This is a genomic window from Paraburkholderia podalyriae, from assembly GCF_014397785.1.
Taxonomy (GTDB): Bacteria; Pseudomonadota; Gammaproteobacteria; order Burkholderiales; family Burkholderiaceae; genus Paraburkholderia; species Paraburkholderia podalyriae.
In genome coordinates, this window is record NZ_VZQQ01000012.1 from 1 (window position 1) to 18,333 (window position 18,333).

Below are 18,333 nucleotides of genomic sequence, written 5' to 3' on the forward strand. Positions count from 1 at the left end.
TGCTGCTCGAAGAGCGCGTGCTGCTCGTGCAGGGCACCGGCTTCAACTGGAAAACGCCGGATCACTTCCGCGTCGTGTTCCTGCCGAACGTCGACGACCTCGCGGATTCGATCAACCGGATCGCGCGGTTTCTCGACGGCTACCGCAAACGTCACACGGCCTGAACCGGCCTCGCGTACGATGTGGCGCGTGAGGCGCGTCGCTCGTGCCACCCTCGACACCCTTTTCAAACCTCTACTAGAAACACACGCTGCATGGAACCGATCAAAGTTGGACTGCTGGGCTTCGGCACGGTAGGCAGCGGCACCTTCACGGTACTGCGCCGCAATCAGGAAGAAATCAAACGTCGCGCGGGCCGCGGCATCGAGATTGCGCGCATCGCGGTGCGCAACCCGGCCAAGGCGACCGCGGCGCTCGGCGGCGAAGCCGCCAGCGTGGCGCTGACCGATGACTTCAACGCGGTCGTCGACGATCCGTCGATCGCGATCGTCGCGGAAATGATCGGCGGCACCGGCATCGCGCGCGAGCTGGTGCTGCGCGCGATCAAAAACGGCAAGCACGTGGTCACGGCCAACAAGGCGCTGCTCGCGGTACATGGCACGGAGATTTTCGAGGCGGCGCGCGCGAACGGCGTGACGGTCGCGTTCGAGGCGGCGGTGGCGGGCGGCATTCCGATCATCAAGGCGCTGCGCGAAGGCTTGACGGCCAACCGCATCCAGTACATCGCGGGCATCATCAACGGCACGACCAACTACATCCTGTCGGAGATGCGTGAGCGCGGCCTCGATTTCGCGACCGCGCTGAAGGCCGCGCAGGAGCTCGGCTATGCGGAAGCGGACCCGACCTTCGACATCGAAGGCGTCGACGCCGCGCACAAGGTGACGATCATGAGCGCGATCGCGTTCGGCGTGCCGGTGCAGTTCGACCGCGCGTACGTCGAGGGCATCAGCAAGCTCGCCGCGATCGACATCAAATACGCCGAGGAGCTCGGCTACCGCATCAAGCTGCTCGGCATCACGCGCCGCACCGACAAGGGCATCGAGCTGCGCGTGCACCCCACACTGATTCCGGAAAAGCGTCTGCTTGCCAACGTGGAAGGCGCGATGAACGCGGTCGTCGTACACGGCGACGCAGTCGGCACGACGCTGTACTACGGCAAGGGCGCGGGCGCCGAGCCGACGGCTTCCGCCGTGGTCGCCGATCTGGTCGACGTGACGCGTCTGCACACGGCCGACCCCGAGCACCGCGTGCCGCATCTGGCCTTCCAGCCGGACCGCCTGTCGAACACGCCGATCCTGCCGATCGAAGAAGTCACGAGCGGCTACTACCTGCGCCTGCGCGTCGCCGACGTGACCGGCGTGCTCGCCGACATCACGCGCATCCTGGCGGACTCCGGCATTTCGATCGACGCGCTGCTGCAAAAGGAATCGGAGGTCGTCGACGCGAACGGCAAGGGCGAAACCGACATCCTGCTGATCACGCACGAGACGGTCGAAAAGCAGGTCAACGCCGCGATCAAGTCGATCGAGGCGCTGCAGACCGTCGTTTCGCAAGTCACGAAGCTGCGCATGGAAGCGCTGAACTAGGCCGAACTATGAACTACCTCTCCACGCGCGGCGCCGGTGCCGGCGAGCGCCATACCTTCTCCGAGATCCTGCTCGGCGGTCTCGCGAAAGACGGCGGCCTGTATCTGCCGGCCGACTATCCGCGCGTCACCGCGGACGAACTCACGCGCTGGCGCACGCTGTCGTACGCCGACCTGGCATTCGAGATCCTGTCGAAGTTCTGCGACGACATTCCCGCCGACGATCTGCGCGCACTGACGCGCAAGACCTATACGGCCGCGACCTACTGCAACGTGCGCGACGACGAAAGCGCCGCGCAGATCACGCCGCTGAAGACGCTCGGCGTCGAAGAAGGCGCCCCGCTGTCGCTGCTCGAACTGTCGAACGGGCCGACGCTCGCGTTCAAAGACATGGCGATGCAGCTGATCGGCAATCTGTTCGAGTACGCGCTCGCGAAGCACGGCGAAACGCTGAACATTCTCGGCGCGACGTCGGGCGACACCGGCAGCGCGGCCGAATACGCGATGCGCGGCAAGAAGGGCATCCGCGTGTTCATGCTGTCGCCGCACGGGAAGATGAGCGCGTTCCAGACCGCGCAGATGTATAGCCTGCAAGATCCGAACATCTTCAACCTCGCGGTGCAAGGCGTGTTCGACGACGCGCAGGACATCGTGAAGGCGGTGTCGAACGATCACGCGTTCAAGGCGAAGTACAAGATCGGCACGGTCAATTCGATCAACTGGGCGCGGGTTGTCGCGCAGGTCGTCTACTATTTCAAGGGCTACTTCGCCGCGACGAAGTCTAACGACGAGCGTGTGTCGTTCACGGTGCCGTCGGGCAACTTCGGCAACGTGTGCGCGGGTCATATCGCGCGCATGATGGGTCTGCCGATCGAGAAGCTGGTCGTCGCGACCAACGAGAACGACGTGCTCGACGAGTTCTTCCGCACCGGCATCTACCGCGTGCGCAAGGCGGCCGAGACGTATCACACCAGCAGCCCGAGCATGGATATCTCGAAGGCATCGAACTTCGAGCGCTTCGTGTATGACCTGCTCGGCCGCGATCCGGCGCGCGTGCTGCAACTGTTCCGCGACGTCGAGGAGAAGGGCGGTTTCGACCTCGCGGCAAGCGGCGACTTCGCGCGCGTGAAGGCGTTCGGTTTCGTGTCGGGCAGCAGCAGCCACGACTCCCGCGTCGACACGATCCGCGACGTGTTCCAGCGTTACGACACGATGATCGACACGCACACGGCCGACGGTGTGAAGGTTGCGCGCGAACACCTGCAGCCCGGCATTCCGATGATCGTGCTCGAGACCGCGCAGCCGATCAAATTTGGCGAAACGATCCGCGAGGCGCTGCTGCGCGAACCGGAGCGGCCGGCGGCGTTCTCGGGCCTCGAGTCGCTGCCGCAGGGTTTCGAGGTCGTGCCCGCGGATGTGCAGCGGGTGAAGGACTTTATCGTCGCGAATACCGGCGAATAACGGCGACCGGGCCGCGTGAGCCGTTTTGCGGCTCACGCGGCATCCCCCGCGATGCCCCAGGACGCCCGGCCGCCCAGGCTGACGGCATCGGCCGCTACAATGTGTTTTTAACCTGCGGCTTCGACACTCCAGATGTCCACCCCCACGCCCCGCGCTCCGATGCTCGCCACTGCCGATGCGTTGGCGATCCTGCTCGACGCCGCGCGCCCGATCGACGGTACGCAAACGCTGCCGACGCTCAACGCGCTGAATCGCGTGCTCGCCACCGACGTCACGTCGCCGCTCGACGTGCCGCCGATGAACACGAGCGCGATGGACGGCTACGCGGTCCGCCTCGCCGATCTCGCGCACGGCAGCCGCCTGCCGGTCTCGCAACGCATTCCGGCCGGCCATGCGCCGGCGCCGCTCGCGCCTGACAGCGCGGCGCGCATCTTCACCGGCGCGACGGTGCCCGCTGGCGCGGACGCGGTCGTGATGCAGGAACAGACCGAGGTGGCCGGCGACGAAGTGACGATCGTGCATCGTCCGCACGCGGGCGAGTGGATCACCGCGCAGGGCGCCGATATTCGCGCGGGCTCGGTGATCCTGCCGGCCGGCACGCGGCTCACGCCGCAGGCGTTGGGACTTGCCGCGTCGGTCGGATGCGCGCGACTCGAGGTGCGCCGCCGCGTGAAAGTCGCCGTATTCTTTACCGGCGACGAACTGACGATGCCCGGCGACCCGCTGAAGCCAGGCGCGATCTACAACTCGAATCGCTTCACGCTGCGCGGCCTGCTCGACACACTCGGCTGCGAAGTGACCGACTACGGCATCGTCGCCGATCAACTCGACGCGACCCGCGCGACGCTGCGCGAAGCCGCCCAGGCGCACGATCTGATTCTCACGTGCGGCGGCGTGTCGGTCGGCGAGGAGGATCACGTGAAGCCGGCAGTCGAGGCCGAAGGACGTCTTTCTATGTGGCAGATCGCCATGAAGCCGGGCAAGCCGCTCGCGTTCGGCACGGTGCGCCGTGGCGCGGACGGTGCTATTGGGGGCGAACCGGCCGAAACGTTTTTTATCGGCCTGCCAGGCAATCCGGTGTCGAGCTTCGTCACATTCCTGCTGTTCGTGCGTCCGTTCGTGCTGCGGCTGGCCGGCGCTCAGGCGGTCGCGCCGCGCGCGCTGTCGCTGCGCGCGGACTTCACGCAGGGCAAGGCCGATCGCCGCAACGAGTTCCTGCGCGCGCGCGTCAATGCGGCGGGAGGGCTCGATCTGTTTGCTAACCAGAGCTCGGCCGTGTTGACGTCGACCGTCTGGGGTGACGGCCTGATCGACAATCCGCCGAACCACGCGATCAGCGCCGGCGAAACCGTGCGCTTCATTCCGTTTTCCGAACTACTGAACTGAGGCCGGTCGTCCGCGGCATGCGCGGCGCAGACTGGCGGTATCCCGATGAAGATTGAACTCCGATACTTTGCGAGCGTGCGAGAAGCGCTCAACATGTCCGACGAAGCCGTCGAGGTGCCCGACGCCATCGCGACCGTCGGCGACGTGCGCGCGTGGCTGCGCGTGCGTGGCGGCATCTGGGCCGAGACGCTCGCTGAAGGCCGTGCGCTGCGCATGGCCTGCAACCACGTGATGACCGACGCGAGCACCCGCATCACCGAGGGTTGCGAGGTCGCGTTCTTTCCTCCCGTCACCGGCGGCTGAGCCGCGCCCACGCGCGACAAGCCAGCGACAAACGCCCTCAGGAGCCGCCCATGCCCGTTCGCGTCCAGACTGAAGACTTCGACCTCAGCGCCGAGGTAGCCGCGCTGCGCGCGCGCAATCCGAAGATCGGCGCGGTCGCATGCTTCATCGGCACCGTGCGCGACCTCAACGAGGGCAGCGCAGTCGAGACGATGGAACTCGAGCACTACCCGGGCATGACCGAGAAGTCGCTCGAGGCGATCGTCGAGCGCGCGCGCGAACGCTGGCCCGGCATCGAGGTGCTGATCGTGCATCGCGTCGGCAAGCTGTATCCGCTCGATCAGATCGTGCTCGTCGCGACGACGGCCGCGCATCGTGGTGATGCGTTTGCGTCGTGCGAATTCGTGATGGACTATCTGAAGACCGAAGCGCCGTTCTGGAAGAAGGAGAAGACCGACGCGGGCGAGCGCTGGGTCGACGCGCGCGTCACCGACGATGCCGCGCTCGCGCGTTGGGGCACCGAGGCGCGAAAGCGGACTGCGGAGTAGCAGAGCTGCCGGCCGCGGAGTTGCGACGGCGCGTGCGGCGTCTTGGTGTCAGGGCGCCAGTGGTGATCCACGTTTACTCGTGCTGTGAGCGTCCGATGATCGGCACCGGAAACGGCTCCCCAGCCGGCCGCGACCGATGCTCGCCATCGTCGCCATCGCGCGGCCGACGCTTCGGCGCGACGCGCTCGAGCAGCACCTGCTGCTCCGGCGGAATCTTGTAATCCCACCCGAAACGGCTGAACTGCAGACTCTGCGCGATCCGCAGCGCCGGCTCCATGAAACGGACCGCCGCGGCCGGCTGATAGCGCGATTCGACCGTATCGAGGAACAGGTACAGCCAGCGGCTGAAATGCTGCGGCTCAATGCCTTCGAGCGGTTGATGCGCCTGCTGCACATTGCCGCGATACTGCTTCGCGCCGAGCACGAGGCTGGTCCAGAACGTGCACATCTTCGGCAGATGGTCGTCCCAGCGGCCGGCGAGCTTCGCGTCGAAGACGGGACCGAGCAGCGGATCGGCGCGCACGCGATCGTAAAAGCCGTAGACGAGGTCGCGGATATTCGCGTCGGTGGGTTCGGTGGCGCGCTCGACCGGTGGCGCGGCGGGAAAAGACGGATTCATGCGGATTCCAGAAAAATGCGGTTGCCGATGGCGGCTGAACAGAGCCTCGAACCCCCCGTTTTTCTAACAAACGGTTGATGCGGAAAAAGATACTATTGCTATCCGAAACAGCTATGCAACGCGACTCGACGAACGACGCCGTCAGCCAATCAGCCATGTTAGGGCGCGGCACTCGTTCAGGGCAACCCTTGCGTCTATGCGGTTACCGGCGCGTTCAAGGCACTTGCTCGCAGCCTTTCACGCTATACCAGGACCTATGAGACTTACCGACTATACGGATTACGCGCTGCGAGTGCTGGTGTACCTTGCAGTGCGGGGCGACGGATTGTCGACGATTCACGAGATTTCGCAAGCTTACGGCATCTCGAAGAACCATCTGATGAAGGTCGTGCAGCAACTCGGCGAACTCGGCTGGGTCGAAACCGTGCGCGGCCGCAATGGCGGGCTGCGGCTCGGCACGCAATCGCTGTCCCTGACCGTCGGCGAGGTAGTGCGCGTCACGGAAAGCGACTTTGCGCTGGTCGGCTGTCTGCCGGATCGGCAGGGCCGGCAGCGGGCTTGCGTCATCACGTCGCAATGCCGGCTGCGTGGCGCGCTGCAGGCGGCGAACCTCGCTTTTCTTACCGAGCTGGATCGCCATACGATCGGCGAAGTCGCGCAGCCGCAAAGTTCGCTGGCGGCGTTGCTTGGATTAGGCCCGACGACTCAGGTGGTGCCGCTGCCGATTCCGCTGGCTTCCGAGAGCACGCGCGGCGGTAGTCCGGCGCGAGTGGGCCACAAGCACTAGAAACATCCGGCCGGCTCCGGGAGGCGGAAACGCGCCGAGCCGCGGCGCTGGGGAAGGATCGCGACAGTTCTTGCGCTCAAATGTTAAATAGTTGCGACCGAGGCCAAAAAAAGCGCTTGAAACCCAAATAAAACGCCTCATTTTGGTGGTAATCGAAATTGGAGGTCTCTTGATGAGAATCGACAAACTCACCACTAAATTCCAGGAAGCGCTCGCGGACGCCCAAAGTCTGGCGGTTGGCCACGACAATCAGTACATCGAACCGGTCCACGTGCTGGCGGCACTCGTCGCGCAGCAGGACGGCTCCGCCCGCTCGCTGCTGTCGCGCGCTGGCGTGCATGTGCAGCCGCTGCAAACCGCACTGAACGACGCGATCACGCGGCTGCCGCAAGTGCGGGGCACCGACGGCAACGTGCAGATCGGCCGCGAACTGACCGGTCTGTTGAACCAGGCCGACAAGGAAGCGCAGAAGCTCAACGATACGTTCATCGCGAGCGAAATGTTCCTGCTTGCGGTTGCCGACGACAAAAGCGAGGCCGGCCGTCTCGCGCGCGAGCATGGGTTGTCGCGCAAGGCGCTCGAAACCGCAATCGCCGCGGTGCGCGGCGGCTCGCAGGTGCATAGCCAGGACGCCGAAAGCCAGCGCGAAGCGCTGAAGAAATACACGATCGACCTGACCGAGCGCGCCCGCGCAGGCAAGCTCGACCCCGTGATCGGCCGCGACGACGAAATCCGCCGTTCCATCCAGATCCTGCAGCGCCGCACCAAGAACAACCCGGTGCTGATCGGCGAGCCGGGCGTCGGCAAGACCGCGATCGTCGAGGGACTCGCGCAGCGCATCGTCAACGGCGAAGTGCCGGAAACGCTGAAGAACAAGCGCGTGCTGTCGCTCGACATGGCCGCGCTGCTCGCGGGCGCCAAATATCGCGGCGAGTTCGAGGAGCGCCTGAAGGCGGTGCTCAACGACATCGCGAAGGACGAAGGGCAAACCATCGTCTTCATCGACGAGATTCACACCATGGTCGGCGCCGGCAAGGCCGAAGGCGCGATGGACGCGGGCAACATGCTGAAGCCGGCGCTGTCGCGCGGCGAGCTGCATTGCGTCGGCGCAACCACGCTCGACGAATACCGCAAGTACATCGAAAAGGATGCCGCGCTCGAGCGCCGCTTCCAGAAGGTGCTGGTGGACGAACCGTCGGTCGAGGCGACCATCGCGATCCTGCGCGGTCTGCAGGAGCGCTATGAGCTGCATCACGGCGTCGACATAACCGACCCGGCGATCGTCGCGGCCGCCGAGCTGTCGCATCGTTACATCACCGACCGCTTCCTGCCGGACAAGGCGATCGATCTGATCGACGAAGCCGCGTCGAAGATCAAGATGGAAATCGACTCGAAACCGGAGGAGATGGATCGGCTCGACCGTCGTCTGATCCAGCTGAAGATCGAACGCGAAGCGGTGAAGAAGGAGAAGGACGAAGCGTCGCAAAAGCGTCTGCAGCTGATCGAAGAGGAAATCGAGCGGCTCAACCGCGAATATTCGGACCTCGATGAAATCTGGACCGCGGAAAAAGCGGCGGTGCAGGGCAGCGCCCAACTGAAGGAAGAGATCGAGAAGACGCGCGCGGAAATCACGCGCCTGCAGCGCGAAGGCAAGCTCGAGAAGGTGGCCGAACTACAGTACGGCAAGCTGCCGGGTCTCGAAGCGCAGCTAAAGGAGGTCACGCGCGCCGAAGCCGAGGAGCAGAACAGTCCCAAGCGTCCGCGTCTGTTGCGCACGCAGGTCGGCGCGGAAGAGATCGCCGAGGTCGTGTCGCGGGCCACCGGGATTCCGGTGTCGCGCATGATGCAGGGCGAGCGCGAAAAGCTGCTGCAGATCGAATCGAAGCTGCATGAGCGCGTGGTCGGTCAGGACGAGGCGATCAGCGCGGTCGCCGATGCGATTCGCCGCTCGCGCGCGGGTCTGTCGGACCCGAATCGTCCGTACGGCTCGTTCCTGTTCCTGGGACCGACCGGCGTCGGCAAGACCGAGCTGTGCAAGGCGTTGGCGTCGTTTCTGTTCGATTCGGAAGAGCACCTCATTCGTATCGACATGAGCGAGTTCATGGAGAAGCACAGCGTCGCGCGTCTGATCGGCGCGCCGCCGGGATACGTCGGCTACGAGGAGGGCGGTTATCTGACCGAGGCCGTGCGTCGCAAGCCGTATAGCGTGATCCTGCTCGACGAAATCGAGAAGGCGCATCCGGACGTGTTCAACGTGCTGCTGCAGGTGCTCGACGACGGCCGCATGACCGATGGCCAGGGCCGCACCGTCGACTTCAAGAACACGGTGATCGTGATGACCTCGAACCTCGGTTCGCAGGTGATCCAGGCGATGGTCGGCGAGTCGCAGGAGGCCATCAAGGACGCGGTGTGGGAAGAGGTGAAGCTGCACTTCAGGCCCGAGTTCCTGAACCGGATCGACGACGTCGTCGTGTTCCATGCGCTCGATCGCTCGAACATCCAGTCGATCGCGCGGATCCAGTTGCAGCGTCTGCACGAGCGGCTCGCGAAGCTCGACATGCAGCTGGTGGTGTCGGACCCAGCGCTCGAGCACATCGGCAAGGTCGGCTACGACCCGCTGTTCGGTGCACGGCCGCTGAAGCGCGCGATCCAGCAGGAGATCGAGAACCCGATCGCGAAGCTGATCCTGGCCGGCAAGTTCGGGCCGAAGGATGTGATTCCGGTCGAAGTGCACGACGGCGAGCTGGTGTTCGAACGCGTCGTGCACTGAGCGCGATGGCTTGGTGACGCGACGGCGCGGCGGCGGCAGTTGGGCCGTTCCCGCCGACGTTAAAAAAACCGGCAACGAAGCTCACTTCGTTGCCGGTTTTCTTTGGGCCGCCGATTTTGAACCGGGCGTCCGCGTCGAGCGGCGGCCCAAGCCGCCGCCAGCGCATCGCGCGCAGCGTGCTTAAGCGTTGCCCTTGTTGCCGAGCAGCGCCGACAGGCCGCCGAGCGCGCCGAGCACCGTGGTCGCGTTCAGCTTGCCCTCGGCCGGCACTTCGCCTTCCGGCGTGGCCGCGTTGACGACGTGCGGCAGGATCTGCGACAGCAGACCCGTCACCTGGTCCGGCTGGACCCCGGCCTTCGCGGCGAGATCGGTCACGGCTTGCGAGCCGAGCACGCTGTGCAGCGCTTCGGGCGCGATCGGCTGGTTTTCGCCATTGCCGACCCACGACGACACGACGTCGCCGAGGCCCTTTTCCTGGAAGCGCTGGATCAGGCCGTTCAGGCCGCCCGGCTGGTTGTTGACGAATTCGAGCGCGGCGGCGATCAGCGCTTGCTGGCCGCCGCCTTCTGGCGATTTGCCAAGCAGGGAACCGATGGAATCGAGTAGGCTCATGACGGTCTCTCTTGAATGCCGGCGCGCGCATGACGGCCGGGCGGGTGACGACGCCGCGCGGTTGCGCGGCGCGGTGAAACGCAAGGGCGGCAGCCCCGTCGGCATCATGCGCCGGACGCAGCCGCGGCGGATGCCGCCTTGCTCTTGTTCGCTTTTTTCTTCGAAGCCTTGGTGCCGGACGCGTCGGCCGGTGCGCTGGCTGCCGCGGCGGCCGGAGCCGAAGCGGCTGCCGCATCGGACGCTGCGGCTTTGCCCTTCTTCTTCGACTTCGACGGATTCGCGGCCGAGGCGGGCGCGGTCGTCGCAGCCGGCGCGGGCGCTGCCGTCGTGGTAGCGGGCGCGGCGGCGGTGGTTGCCGCGCCGGCCGACTTGCTCGACGTCTTCGCACCGGTCGGCGGCGCCGACGAGCCGTTGATCGTCAGTCCGGCCGCTTCGAGGTTTTGGACCGATTTCTGGCCGATGCCCTTCACGCGCGCGGCGAGATCGTCGGCGTTCTTGAACGGGCCGTTTTTGGCGCGTTCGTCGACGATCGCTTTCGCATGCACGGGGCCGATGCCCTTGACCGATTCGAGCGCGGCCTGATCGGCGGTATTCACTTCCACGGCCGCGGCAAATCCCGCGGACAGCGATAAAGCCACAGCGACGCAAAGCATCAAAAGCTTTTTCAGCATGGCAAGTACTCCATCGAGGGGGCAAAAAAGTTAGCCGGGAACGGACGACGCATCCTGTCAGCGGGCGCTGCGTTTAAGCATAGGACAAATCGCCGGCCCGATTTGAGACCGCGGACGATTTATACCGATCGATTGATGACAAGTAAATCAAGCCGCACAATATTTAAAACTTTTGCGGGATGCAATGCAGGTGAATTTATTGATCGATATCGGTCGCGATAAATCTTCCGCGATAACCCTTGCACGCGCAAATCGACGGCAATGGGCACCGTCTGATCGAGGCACGGCCCACTCTCTTCAAACCGCCGAATTCGCCCGCGCAACCGCGTCCGCACGCAGAAACTGCTGGCTCACGACTCGCCAGTACACGAGCAGCCCGATCCCGGCAATCGCGAGACTGGCGGTATTGGCGACCCAGAAGCCGCGCGCGCCGGTCAGCCAGGGCGGAGTAAGACCGGTCGTATCGAAGCCGAGCGCATACCCGCCGCCGAGCCCGACGCCCCACAGCGCCACCGCATAGATGACGGTCGGCACGACCGCGACCTTGTAGGCGCGCAGCACGAACGCGGTCGAGATCTGCAACGCGTCGAACAGGTGATAGCAAGCGACGATCAGCACCAGCGGCAACGCCTTTGCCGCGACCTGCGCGTTCGTCGTGTAGCCGCCGACGATGTACGGCCGCAGCACGAGCACGAGCGCGCCATAGCAGCACGCGATCGCGACCGCCATCGCGATGCCGTGACGCGACAGCGTGCGCGCCGCCTGCGGCCGATGCGCGCCGAGCGCCTGCGCAACCAGCGTCGACGACGCGATGCCGATCGACAGCGGCGTCATATACAACACCGCGCCGACGTTGCCGGCGATCTGATGCCCGGCGAGCGTCGTCGTGCCGAAGCGGGCGATGAAGAGCGCCATGAACGTGTACGACGTGACCTCGATCAGATACGACAGCCCCATCGGAATACCGAGCCGCAGCAGCGCGGCCTGGCGCTTCCAGACCGGCCAGCAGAAATGCGTGAAGATGCCGAGCGCCCTGAAATCGTCGACGCGCGCGAGCAGCAGCATGCCGAGCGCCGCGAGCGCCCAGTTGAGCAGCGTGCTCGCGAGCGCGCAGCCCGGACCACCGAGGGCCGGCACACCGAAGCCGCCGAAAATGAACCAGGTATTGAGCGGAATTTTCAGCAGCAGCGCGGCGATCTGCAGGAACATCACGAGCCGCGGCCTGCCGAGCGCATTGGCAACGGAGCCGTAGACCCGGAAGGCGAGGCCGGCCGGCAGCCCGAACGCGAGAATCCGTAGGTACGCGAGCGTGCGCTCGTGCAGCGCGTCGGGCACGCGCGACAACGCCAGCAGCGACCCGGGGAAGAACAGGATCAGAAAGCCGATTACGGTCAGCGCGGCGGCGAGCCACCATGACTGGCGCACCTCTTCGCCGATCTCGCCATAACGGCGCGCGCCGTACAGTTGCGCTGCGATCGGTTGCAGCGCGGTCAGGATGCCGGTCAGGCCGATATAGACCGAGATGTAGATCGACGAGCCGAGGCCGAGCGCGGCCAGATCGACGGCCGAGTAGCGCCCGACCATCGCCGTGTCGATCACGCCAAACGCAATGATGGCCAGCTGACCGATCAATACGGGCCACGCGAGCGCGGCGATTTTCCGTACGTCGGCGAACATGGTCAGTCGAGCTTCTTGTGCCAGTTGCGACGCTTGCCGGGCGGCGGCTTGGGACGGTCGATGCGCACGTACAGGCGGAAGCGCTCGTCGCGGTCGGCGGCGCGGCGGCCTTCCCATACGAGCTTCCAGATGTAGTCGGGCATCGCGCTCGGGTCGCCGTAGTCTTGCGAGTCCTGACGCAAGATCACGTCGCAGTCCTGGTCGAACGAGAAGTGCATGTCGCCGAAATACGCGAACGTCGCGATCTGCGCATTGCCGAGGCGCACCGGCGCAATGCATGTGTAGTCATCGGGCAAGTGATTGGCGATCTGCTGCGCGACGTCGCGATAGGTCCGGCTGTAGTTGACGACCGGCAGCCACAGCGTCATTAGCAGCACCCACATCAGCGTCGTACCGGCGCTCGACAGCACGACGCTGCGCCACAACACCTTCGGATGACGCGCGAGGCGCCAGCGCACCAGCAGGAACCAGCACACGGTCACCGCGACCGCGCACACGAACGACAAAATCTTGAACTGAGGCACGAAGCCGGGCGCGAGCCGCGCGAGGTTGCGCGCGAGCGGATGCGGAAAGCCGGTCAGACCCGCCACATACACGAGCCACACGAAGCTGCCGAGGATCGTAAAGCTCAGCAGCGCGAACCAGTCGATCGCGTTGATCGCGCCGCGCTTGAGCGTCGGCAGCGCAAAAGTGGCGAGCACCGCGAGCGGCGGCAGCAGCAGCATGTAGAGTCGGTTCGACTGATGGCTTTGCAGCACGACGAGCACGAACAGCGGTCCGATCACCGACAGTGGAATCGCCACGTGCGGCGCGCGCCGCAGTCCCTTCCAGCTGAACCACGACCACAGCGCGAGCGGCCAGGCGGGCCAGGTGAAGAGCGGCAAGTTTTTCAGCGCATACGCGGCGACCGAGCCGGGTGGGCCCATGAACGAGTTCAGGCTGACGTGCAGCCACTGGTTCAGATACCAGACGGCGTCGTCGGGGAAGGCGGCGAGCGCGATGATCGGCCACGACACCGCGAGCACCAGCGCGACCGGCAGACCCGCGAGCAGCAGCCAGCGCGAACGCGTTTCGCGCACGATCAGCGTCATCGCGAGCGTGCCGAGCAGTAGCGCGCAGACCAGCACCGGACTGCTCGCGAGTGTGACGAGGCCGATCGCGAGACCCCAGATCAGCGCGCCCTGGATCGGCTTGTCGATCATGCGCACGAGGCCGTACACGAGCATCGCGATGCAGACGAACTGCACGAGCTGCGGCGTGGTTTCGTGGCCACGCTCGGCGAGGCCGAAGCACGCGAGCAGGATCAGCAGCGCGCCATCGGCAAGCGTGCGGCCATAGTCGCGCGGTTCCGGCTCGCCGCCGAATGCATATTTGAACGGCTGCACTTCGGCACGCCGGCCGAGCAGATACGCCGCGTACCAGACGAACGCGCAGCCCGCGCAGAACAGCAGGCCCGTGAACACGCGCGACGCGTTGCTCGCGTCGACCCAAGGCGCGAGGACGCGGATCGCGCTCGCGCCGAGCCAGTAGCCCAGCGGGCCGTCCTCGGTCAGATATTTGCCGACCAGATTCGGCAGCAGCCAGTCGTGCGCGCCGCCGTTCGCCATCGACCACATGACACCGAAGCCGGCTGCATCCTCGTTCTTCCACGGATCGCGGCCGAACAGGCCGAACGAGGCGTAGACGATACAGATGGCCAGAAGCAGCCAGCGCGGCAACGCACTGGTCGCAGAGGCGGTGAGGCGAACGACAGGTCTCATGCGGTGTGTGGAATCTGGATAAGCGATGCAGCCGCGGCGGCCCGATAGGTCAGGGCGGCAGGGCCAGTTTCGAGCATCCGGCATTGTAGTCGTGCTGTGCGATGCACGTCACGGCCGGTAACGCGCGGCAACGTCAATGGACAAGCTGTAACACGGTGTCGCGAAAGCGCGGAGTGCCGGTTGCGGGTCAAGGCGTCGCTCGGCGTGCGACCCAGCGGCTGCACAGGCACAGGCGACAAAAAAGGGCAGCTCGCGCTGCCCTTTCTGTTTGCTCCGTTGCCGGCCGGAAGCCGGCACTCTTGCGGTATTACTTCACTGCCTTGCCCGAAGCGCGTGTGCCGAACTTCTTGTTGAACTTCTCGACGCGGCCGGCCGTGTCCATGATCTTTTGCTGGCCGGTATAGAACGGGTGCGATTCCGACGACACTTCGATCTTCGCGAGCGGGTAGGTCTTGCCGTTGAATTCCGCGGTTTCACGCGTCTGGATGGTCGAGCGCGTTACAAACCTGAAGTCGTTCGACATGTCGATGAACAGGACTTCGCGGTAATCCGGGTGAATGCCTTCTTTCATGGTCTTTCCTTTAATCTGGCGGTAGCCAACCCGCGTGCAGCCTTGAATTGGACTGCCTTCAGGCGCGAGCCACTTGCCTACGGTCGAAAAGCGGCAATTATGCCAGAGAATCAGTCGCTTGGCGATTTTTCTGCCAGCGGATTCTATTGAGGCGCAAGCAGCGCCCGTTCGCGGCGTTTCAAACCGGCGCGAACGTCAATCCCACGCGCGCCGGATCTTGCCGGTAGTAGCGCGCGAGCAGCCGGTACAGTTCCGGATATTCCGCCTCGAAGGTCCGCGGTTTCACGAACAGCGCCTCGCTGCACACGGCAAAAAATTCCGACGGATGGTCCGCGGCATATGGATCGATCAGCGATTCGCGCTCGAAACGCGCCCAGCGTCGCTCGGGCACCGCGTCGACTTTCGCGCAGAAGTGGTCGTATGCATGGTCGAACACGTCGGCCCATGCCTGCGCATCGAGCGGCGCGTGCCAGCGGCGCATCAGCGGCGGATGACCATCCGCTTCGCCGTTCAGCATGTCGATCTTGTGCGCGAACTCGTGAATCACGACGTTGTATGCGTCGTCGCCGGCGGTCAACTGCGCGTCTTCCCACGACAGCACCACCGGCCCGCCTTCCCACGCTTCGCCGCTTGCGTCGTGTTCGATCTCATGCACCACGCCGTCTTCGTCCTCGACGGTCTTGCGAATCACGAACTCGCCCGGATAAACGATCACGCCGACCCAGCCGCGATACAGATCGAGGCTCAGATTCAGCACCGGCAGGCACGCCTGCGCGGCGATGCCGACTGTCATCGCGTCGGTCAACTCGAGCTGGTGCGCTGTCGAGAACGCCTTCTGCGCGATGAACAGACTCGCCAGCTCGCGCAGCCGCGCGAGATCGGGGGCTTCCAGATGGGTGAGAAATGGCAGCCCGGCAAGCGTCGCCTGCCACAAGGCATCGTCGATCGCGTAGTCGCGCAGCGCGCGCTCGCGGCGGCGCGAGCCCAGCCAGTTCGTGAGTTTCGACAGCATGCTTGAGCCCACCTTCAGTCGATCTGCGTTTGCCACGCGGCGAACAGGCCGCCGCATATCGCGACGCCGATCAGAAAATAGAAGCCGTCGAGCGACGCCAGGAAACTGACCTGCTGCGCGACCGCACGGCTGATCGACGCGATCGCGAGCGCGTGCGCCTCGCTCGCCGCATGACCGGCGGCGAAGCCGCGGGTCAGCGTCGCGAGCGCGTTCCGGTAGACCGGATTGTACGGATTCACGGACTCCGCGAGGCGACTTCGAAGCAGTGCGAGCCGACGCTGCTCGATAATGATCGTCGAGGCGGTCGCGAAGGAGATCGTCAATTCCCGCATGATGTTTTTCAGCCGGTAGCCGTGCGTGAACTCCTCGATCGCGAAGATGCGCGGCGCGGGACGAGGCGGGGTTCATGACGATCTGGCCGATGTGCCGGTGGGGGATTTGCCTGTGCGTTTGCGGCGCGCAAGTGCGGCTTTTCCACCCGCGCCGGCCGCCTGGGCGCGCGCGTGACGACACTGTTCGAGCAATTGGTCGGCGTTTTCGCCGGCGAGGCGTCGTTCCAGATAGTCGAGGTCGGGGACCAGTTCGGCGCGCAGTGCCTGTGCTTCCTTCAGTTCGCGGCGCACCGCTTCGATGCGGGCGTCGAGCGATTCCAGCTGCTGGGCGATCGCGTCGCGAATCTGCTGCAGCGATTCGTTCGAAAAACGATGACCGCCCTCAACCGGTTCGAGCGGCCGCTTCAGCATTTCGGTGATGCTTTCCAGCGAGAAACCGAGCGAGCGCAAGCGCAGAATGCGCGCGAAGCGCGTCAGGTCTTCCTCGTCGTATAGACGATAGCGACCTTCGCTGCGGGTCGGCGACACCAAGCCGCGTTCCTCGTAGTACTCCAGCGTGCGCGGCGTGACGCCGAGACGTTCGGCGGCGTCGCGCACGGTCAATAGCGCGGGGGAGTCCTTCGACATGACGGTGACGGCCGACACGGATTGTCGGCATTGTACTGAAACCTGTACGTTCACGTACATGTTGAGGCGGCGCATCGCCTGGGCGGACGATGGACAAAAAAAACCGCTCGCAATGTGCGAGCGGTTTTTCATGCGGTGCAGTAGCCGGCTAATGCGGCCAGCAAGAACGTCGCGCGTTAGCTGCCACCACCACGACGCATCATGTCGAAGAACTCGGAATTGCTCTTCGTCTGGCGGATCTTGTCGAGCAGGAATTCCATCGACTCGACTTCGTCCATGTCGTGAATGAACTTGCGCAACACCCAGATCTTCTGCAGCACTTCGGGCTTGATCAGCAGTTCTTCACGGCGCGTGCCCGACTTGTTCAGGTTGATCGACGGGTAGACGCGTTTCTCGGCGAGACGGCGCTCGAGGTGCACTTCCATGTTGCCGGTGCCCTTGAACTCTTCGTAGATCACGTCGTCCATGCGGCTGCCGGTTTCGATCAGCGCCGTGCCGATGATGGTCAGCGATCCGCCTTCCTCGATGTTGCGCGCCGCGCCGAAGAAGCGCTTCGGGCGCTGCAACGCGTTTGCGTCGACACCGCCTGTGAGCACCTTGCCCGAGGCCGGCACGACGGTGTTGTAGGCGCGCGCGAGACGCGTGATCGAGTCGAGCAGAATCACCACGTCGTTCTTCATTTCGACGAGGCGCTTGGCCTTCTCGATGACCATTTCGGCGACTTGCACGTGACGCGCGGCGGGTTCGTCGAACGTGGAGGCGATCACTTCGCCGGCCACCGAACGCTGCATTTCCGTCACTTCTTCCGGACGCTCGTCGATCAGCAGCACGAACAGCACGACGTCGGGATGGTTCTGCTTGATCGCGTGCGCGATGTGCTGAAGCATCACGGTCTTGCCCGACTTCGGCGACGCGACGAGCAGGCCGCGCTGGCCCTTGCCGATCGGCGCGATCATGTCGATGATGCGGCCCGTCACGTTCTCTTCGCCGCGCATTTCACGTTCGAGCAGCAGCACCTTGTTCGGGTGCAGCGGCGTCAGGTTTTCGAACATGATCTTGTGCTTCGAGGCCTCCGGCGGCTGGCCGTTGACCTTGTCCACCTTCACCAGCGCGAAATAGCGCTCGCCGTCTTTCGGCGTACGCACTTCGCCTTCGATCGTGTCGCCGGTATGCAGGTTGAAGCGGCGGATTTGCGACGGGCTAATGTAGATGTCATCCGTGCTGGCGAGGTAGGAGGTTTCCGGCGAACGCAGGAAGCCGAAGCCGTCTGGCAACACTTCGAGGGTGCCGTCGCCGAAGATCGTGTCGCCCGCTTTGGCTCGTTTTTTTAGAATGGCGAACATCAATTCCTGCTTGCGCAGGCGGTTCGCGCTTTCGATCTCGAGGCCATTGGCCATCTCGATCAATTGGGAGACGTGCTGAGTCTTAAGCTCGGATAAATGCATACGGAGAACCCGCAGGAGAAGGTGCGACGAAATGTAATCTGGGAGGAGGGTGAGCGGAGCGCTCAAAGACTTACACGTCTTTTCGACGTTTTGTGGATTCTAGCATAGCACACGCCAATTTAAGGCAGTGCGGCGGCGTGGCATCTTTGTTGCAAAGCGTGTTGCCGCCTGACAACACGCTTGGAGCG

The 18,333-nt window shown here is 64.6% G+C and carries 16 protein-coding genes and 2 pseudogenes; 8 read left to right on the forward strand and 10 right to left on the reverse strand.

What is annotated here, in order from left to right:
- The 6 genes and pseudogenes from F6X42_RS44005 to moaE all read left to right on the forward strand — a co-directional run.
- Positions 1–164 (forward strand): annotated as a pseudogene (locus F6X42_RS44005) (aminotransferase); the annotation flags it as partial.
- 90 nt (positions 165–254) lie between these two features.
- Positions 255–1,586 (forward strand): homoserine dehydrogenase, encoded by a 1,332-nt coding sequence (locus F6X42_RS16005; RefSeq protein ID WP_187635160.1) that lies wholly within the window; start codon positions 255–257, stop codon positions 1,584–1,586.
- An 8-nt stretch (positions 1,587–1,594) separates the two neighbouring features.
- Complete coding sequence (gene thrC / locus F6X42_RS16010) at positions 1,595–3,046, forward strand: threonine synthase (RefSeq protein ID WP_187635161.1); 1,452 nt, start codon at positions 1,595–1,597, stop codon at positions 3,044–3,046.
- A gap of 159 nt (positions 3,047–3,205) precedes the next feature.
- Positions 3,206–4,432, forward strand: a complete 1,227-nt coding sequence (locus F6X42_RS16015) for a molybdopterin molybdotransferase MoeA (protein ID WP_187635327.1) — start codon at positions 3,206–3,208, stop codon at positions 4,430–4,432.
- A 45-nt stretch (positions 4,433–4,477) separates the two neighbouring features.
- A complete protein-coding gene (moaD, locus tag F6X42_RS16020; protein ID WP_187635162.1) occupies positions 4,478–4,735 on the forward strand; it encodes a molybdopterin converting factor subunit 1 in 258 nt (85 codons plus the stop codon).
- Positions 4,736–4,785: 50 nt separating this feature from the next.
- Positions 4,786–5,262 carry a molybdopterin synthase catalytic subunit MoaE gene (gene moaE / locus F6X42_RS16025; RefSeq protein WP_187635163.1) on the forward strand — a complete coding sequence of 159 codons (477 nt, stop codon included), beginning with the start codon at positions 4,786–4,788 and terminating at the stop codon, positions 5,260–5,262.
- A gap of 73 nt (positions 5,263–5,335) precedes the next feature.
- Here the strand turns inward: moaE and F6X42_RS16030 are convergent, their stop codons facing one another.
- Entirely contained in the window at positions 5,336–5,881 is a 546-nt protein-coding gene (locus tag F6X42_RS16030) for a group III truncated hemoglobin (protein ID WP_187635164.1), read from the reverse strand.
- Between the two features lie 256 nt (positions 5,882–6,137).
- Here F6X42_RS16030 and F6X42_RS16035 point away from each other — a divergent pair, with 256 nt between their 5' ends.
- Both F6X42_RS16035 and clpB read left to right on the forward strand, forming a co-directional pair.
- On the forward strand, positions 6,138–6,668 hold the full coding sequence (locus tag F6X42_RS16035; protein ID WP_187635165.1) for an Rrf2 family transcriptional regulator: 531 nt from the start codon (positions 6,138–6,140) through the stop codon (positions 6,666–6,668).
- A gap of 172 nt (positions 6,669–6,840) precedes the next feature.
- Complete coding sequence (clpB, locus tag F6X42_RS16040) at positions 6,841–9,438, forward strand: ATP-dependent chaperone ClpB (protein ID WP_187635166.1); 2,598 nt, start codon at positions 6,841–6,843, stop codon at positions 9,436–9,438.
- Positions 9,439–9,618: 180 nt separating this feature from the next.
- Here clpB and F6X42_RS16045 read toward each other — a convergent pair whose 3' ends face one another.
- The 9 genes and pseudogenes from F6X42_RS16045 to rho all read right to left on the reverse strand — a co-directional run bounded on the left by F6X42_RS16045 (position 9,619) and on the right by rho (position 18,145).
- Positions 9,619–10,158 (reverse strand): YidB family protein, encoded by a 540-nt coding sequence (locus F6X42_RS16045; RefSeq protein ID WP_376776372.1) that lies wholly within the window; start codon positions 10,156–10,158, stop codon positions 9,619–9,621.
- Positions 10,155–10,721, reverse strand: a complete 567-nt coding sequence (locus F6X42_RS16050) for a ComEA family DNA-binding protein (protein WP_187635168.1) — start codon at positions 10,719–10,721, stop codon at positions 10,155–10,157. The genes F6X42_RS16045 and F6X42_RS16050 overlap by 4 nt, the downstream gene beginning before the upstream one ends.
- 297 nt (positions 10,722–11,018) lie before the next feature.
- Positions 11,019–12,398, reverse strand: a complete 1,380-nt coding sequence (locus F6X42_RS16055; RefSeq protein WP_187635169.1) for an MATE family efflux transporter — start codon at positions 12,396–12,398, stop codon at positions 11,019–11,021.
- A gap of 2 nt (positions 12,399–12,400) precedes the next feature.
- Positions 12,401–14,158: an ArnT family glycosyltransferase gene (locus F6X42_RS16060; RefSeq protein WP_187635170.1), complete on the reverse strand. Its 1,758-nt coding sequence runs from the start codon at positions 14,156–14,158 to the stop codon at positions 12,401–12,403.
- Positions 14,159–14,465: 307 nt separating this feature from the next.
- On the reverse strand, positions 14,466–14,729 hold the full coding sequence (locus F6X42_RS16065) for a type B 50S ribosomal protein L31 (protein ID WP_187635171.1): 264 nt from the start codon (positions 14,727–14,729) through the stop codon (positions 14,466–14,468).
- 178 nt (positions 14,730–14,907) lie between these two features.
- Positions 14,908–15,741 (reverse strand): M90 family metallopeptidase, encoded by an 834-nt coding sequence (locus F6X42_RS16070; protein WP_187635172.1) that lies wholly within the window; start codon positions 15,739–15,741, stop codon positions 14,908–14,910.
- Between the two features lie 14 nt (positions 15,742–15,755).
- Positions 15,756–16,124 (reverse strand): annotated as a pseudogene (locus tag F6X42_RS16075) (MFS transporter); the annotation flags it as partial.
- A gap of 21 nt (positions 16,125–16,145) precedes the next feature.
- Entirely contained in the window at positions 16,146–16,700 is a 555-nt protein-coding gene (locus F6X42_RS16080; RefSeq protein WP_187635173.1) for a MerR family transcriptional regulator, read from the reverse strand.
- Between the two features lie 176 nt (positions 16,701–16,876).
- Complete coding sequence (rho, locus tag F6X42_RS16085; RefSeq protein ID WP_027197577.1) at positions 16,877–18,145, reverse strand: transcription termination factor Rho; 1,269 nt, start codon at positions 18,143–18,145, stop codon at positions 16,877–16,879.
- Positions 18,146–18,333: the final 188 nt, after the last annotated feature.

Excerpts from the sequence above, each read along its gene's own strand:
- F6X42_RS16030 (WP_187635164.1), bottom strand. The coding sequence starts at position 5,881 with ATGAATCCGTCTTTTCCCGCCGCGCCACCGGTCGAGCGCGCCACCGAA.
- F6X42_RS16070 (WP_187635172.1), bottom strand. The coding sequence starts at position 15,741 with ATGCTGTCGAAACTCACGAACTGGCTGGGCTCGCGCCGCCGCGAGCGC.
- F6X42_RS16045 (WP_376776372.1), bottom strand. The coding sequence starts at position 10,158 with ATGATGCCGACGGGGCTGCCGCCCTTGCGTTTCACCGCGCCGCGCAAC.
- F6X42_RS16050 (WP_187635168.1), bottom strand. The coding sequence starts at position 10,721 with ATGCTGAAAAAGCTTTTGATGCTTTGCGTCGCTGTGGCTTTATCGCTG.
- F6X42_RS16055 (WP_187635169.1), bottom strand. The coding sequence starts at position 12,398 with ATGTTCGCCGACGTACGGAAAATCGCCGCGCTCGCGTGGCCCGTATTG.
- clpB (WP_187635166.1), top strand. The coding sequence starts at position 6,841 with ATGAGAATCGACAAACTCACCACTAAATTCCAGGAAGCGCTCGCGGAC.
- F6X42_RS16060 (WP_187635170.1), bottom strand. The coding sequence starts at position 14,158 with ATGAGACCTGTCGTTCGCCTCACCGCCTCTGCGACCAGTGCGTTGCCG.
- thrC (WP_187635161.1), top strand. The coding sequence starts at position 1,595 with ATGAACTACCTCTCCACGCGCGGCGCCGGTGCCGGCGAGCGCCATACC.
- rho (WP_027197577.1), bottom strand. The coding sequence starts at position 18,145 with ATGCATTTATCCGAGCTTAAGACTCAGCACGTCTCCCAATTGATCGAG.
- F6X42_RS16015 (WP_187635327.1), top strand. The coding sequence starts at position 3,206 with ATGCTCGCCACTGCCGATGCGTTGGCGATCCTGCTCGACGCCGCGCGC.
- moaE (WP_187635163.1), top strand. The coding sequence starts at position 4,786 with ATGCCCGTTCGCGTCCAGACTGAAGACTTCGACCTCAGCGCCGAGGTA.
- moaD (WP_187635162.1), top strand. The coding sequence starts at position 4,478 with ATGAAGATTGAACTCCGATACTTTGCGAGCGTGCGAGAAGCGCTCAAC.
- F6X42_RS16065 (WP_187635171.1), bottom strand. The coding sequence starts at position 14,729 with ATGAAAGAAGGCATTCACCCGGATTACCGCGAAGTCCTGTTCATCGAC.
- F6X42_RS16005 (WP_187635160.1), top strand. The coding sequence starts at position 255 with ATGGAACCGATCAAAGTTGGACTGCTGGGCTTCGGCACGGTAGGCAGC.
- F6X42_RS16080 (WP_187635173.1), bottom strand. The coding sequence starts at position 16,700 with ATGTCGAAGGACTCCCCCGCGCTATTGACCGTGCGCGACGCCGCCGAA.
- F6X42_RS16035 (WP_187635165.1), top strand. The coding sequence starts at position 6,138 with ATGAGACTTACCGACTATACGGATTACGCGCTGCGAGTGCTGGTGTAC.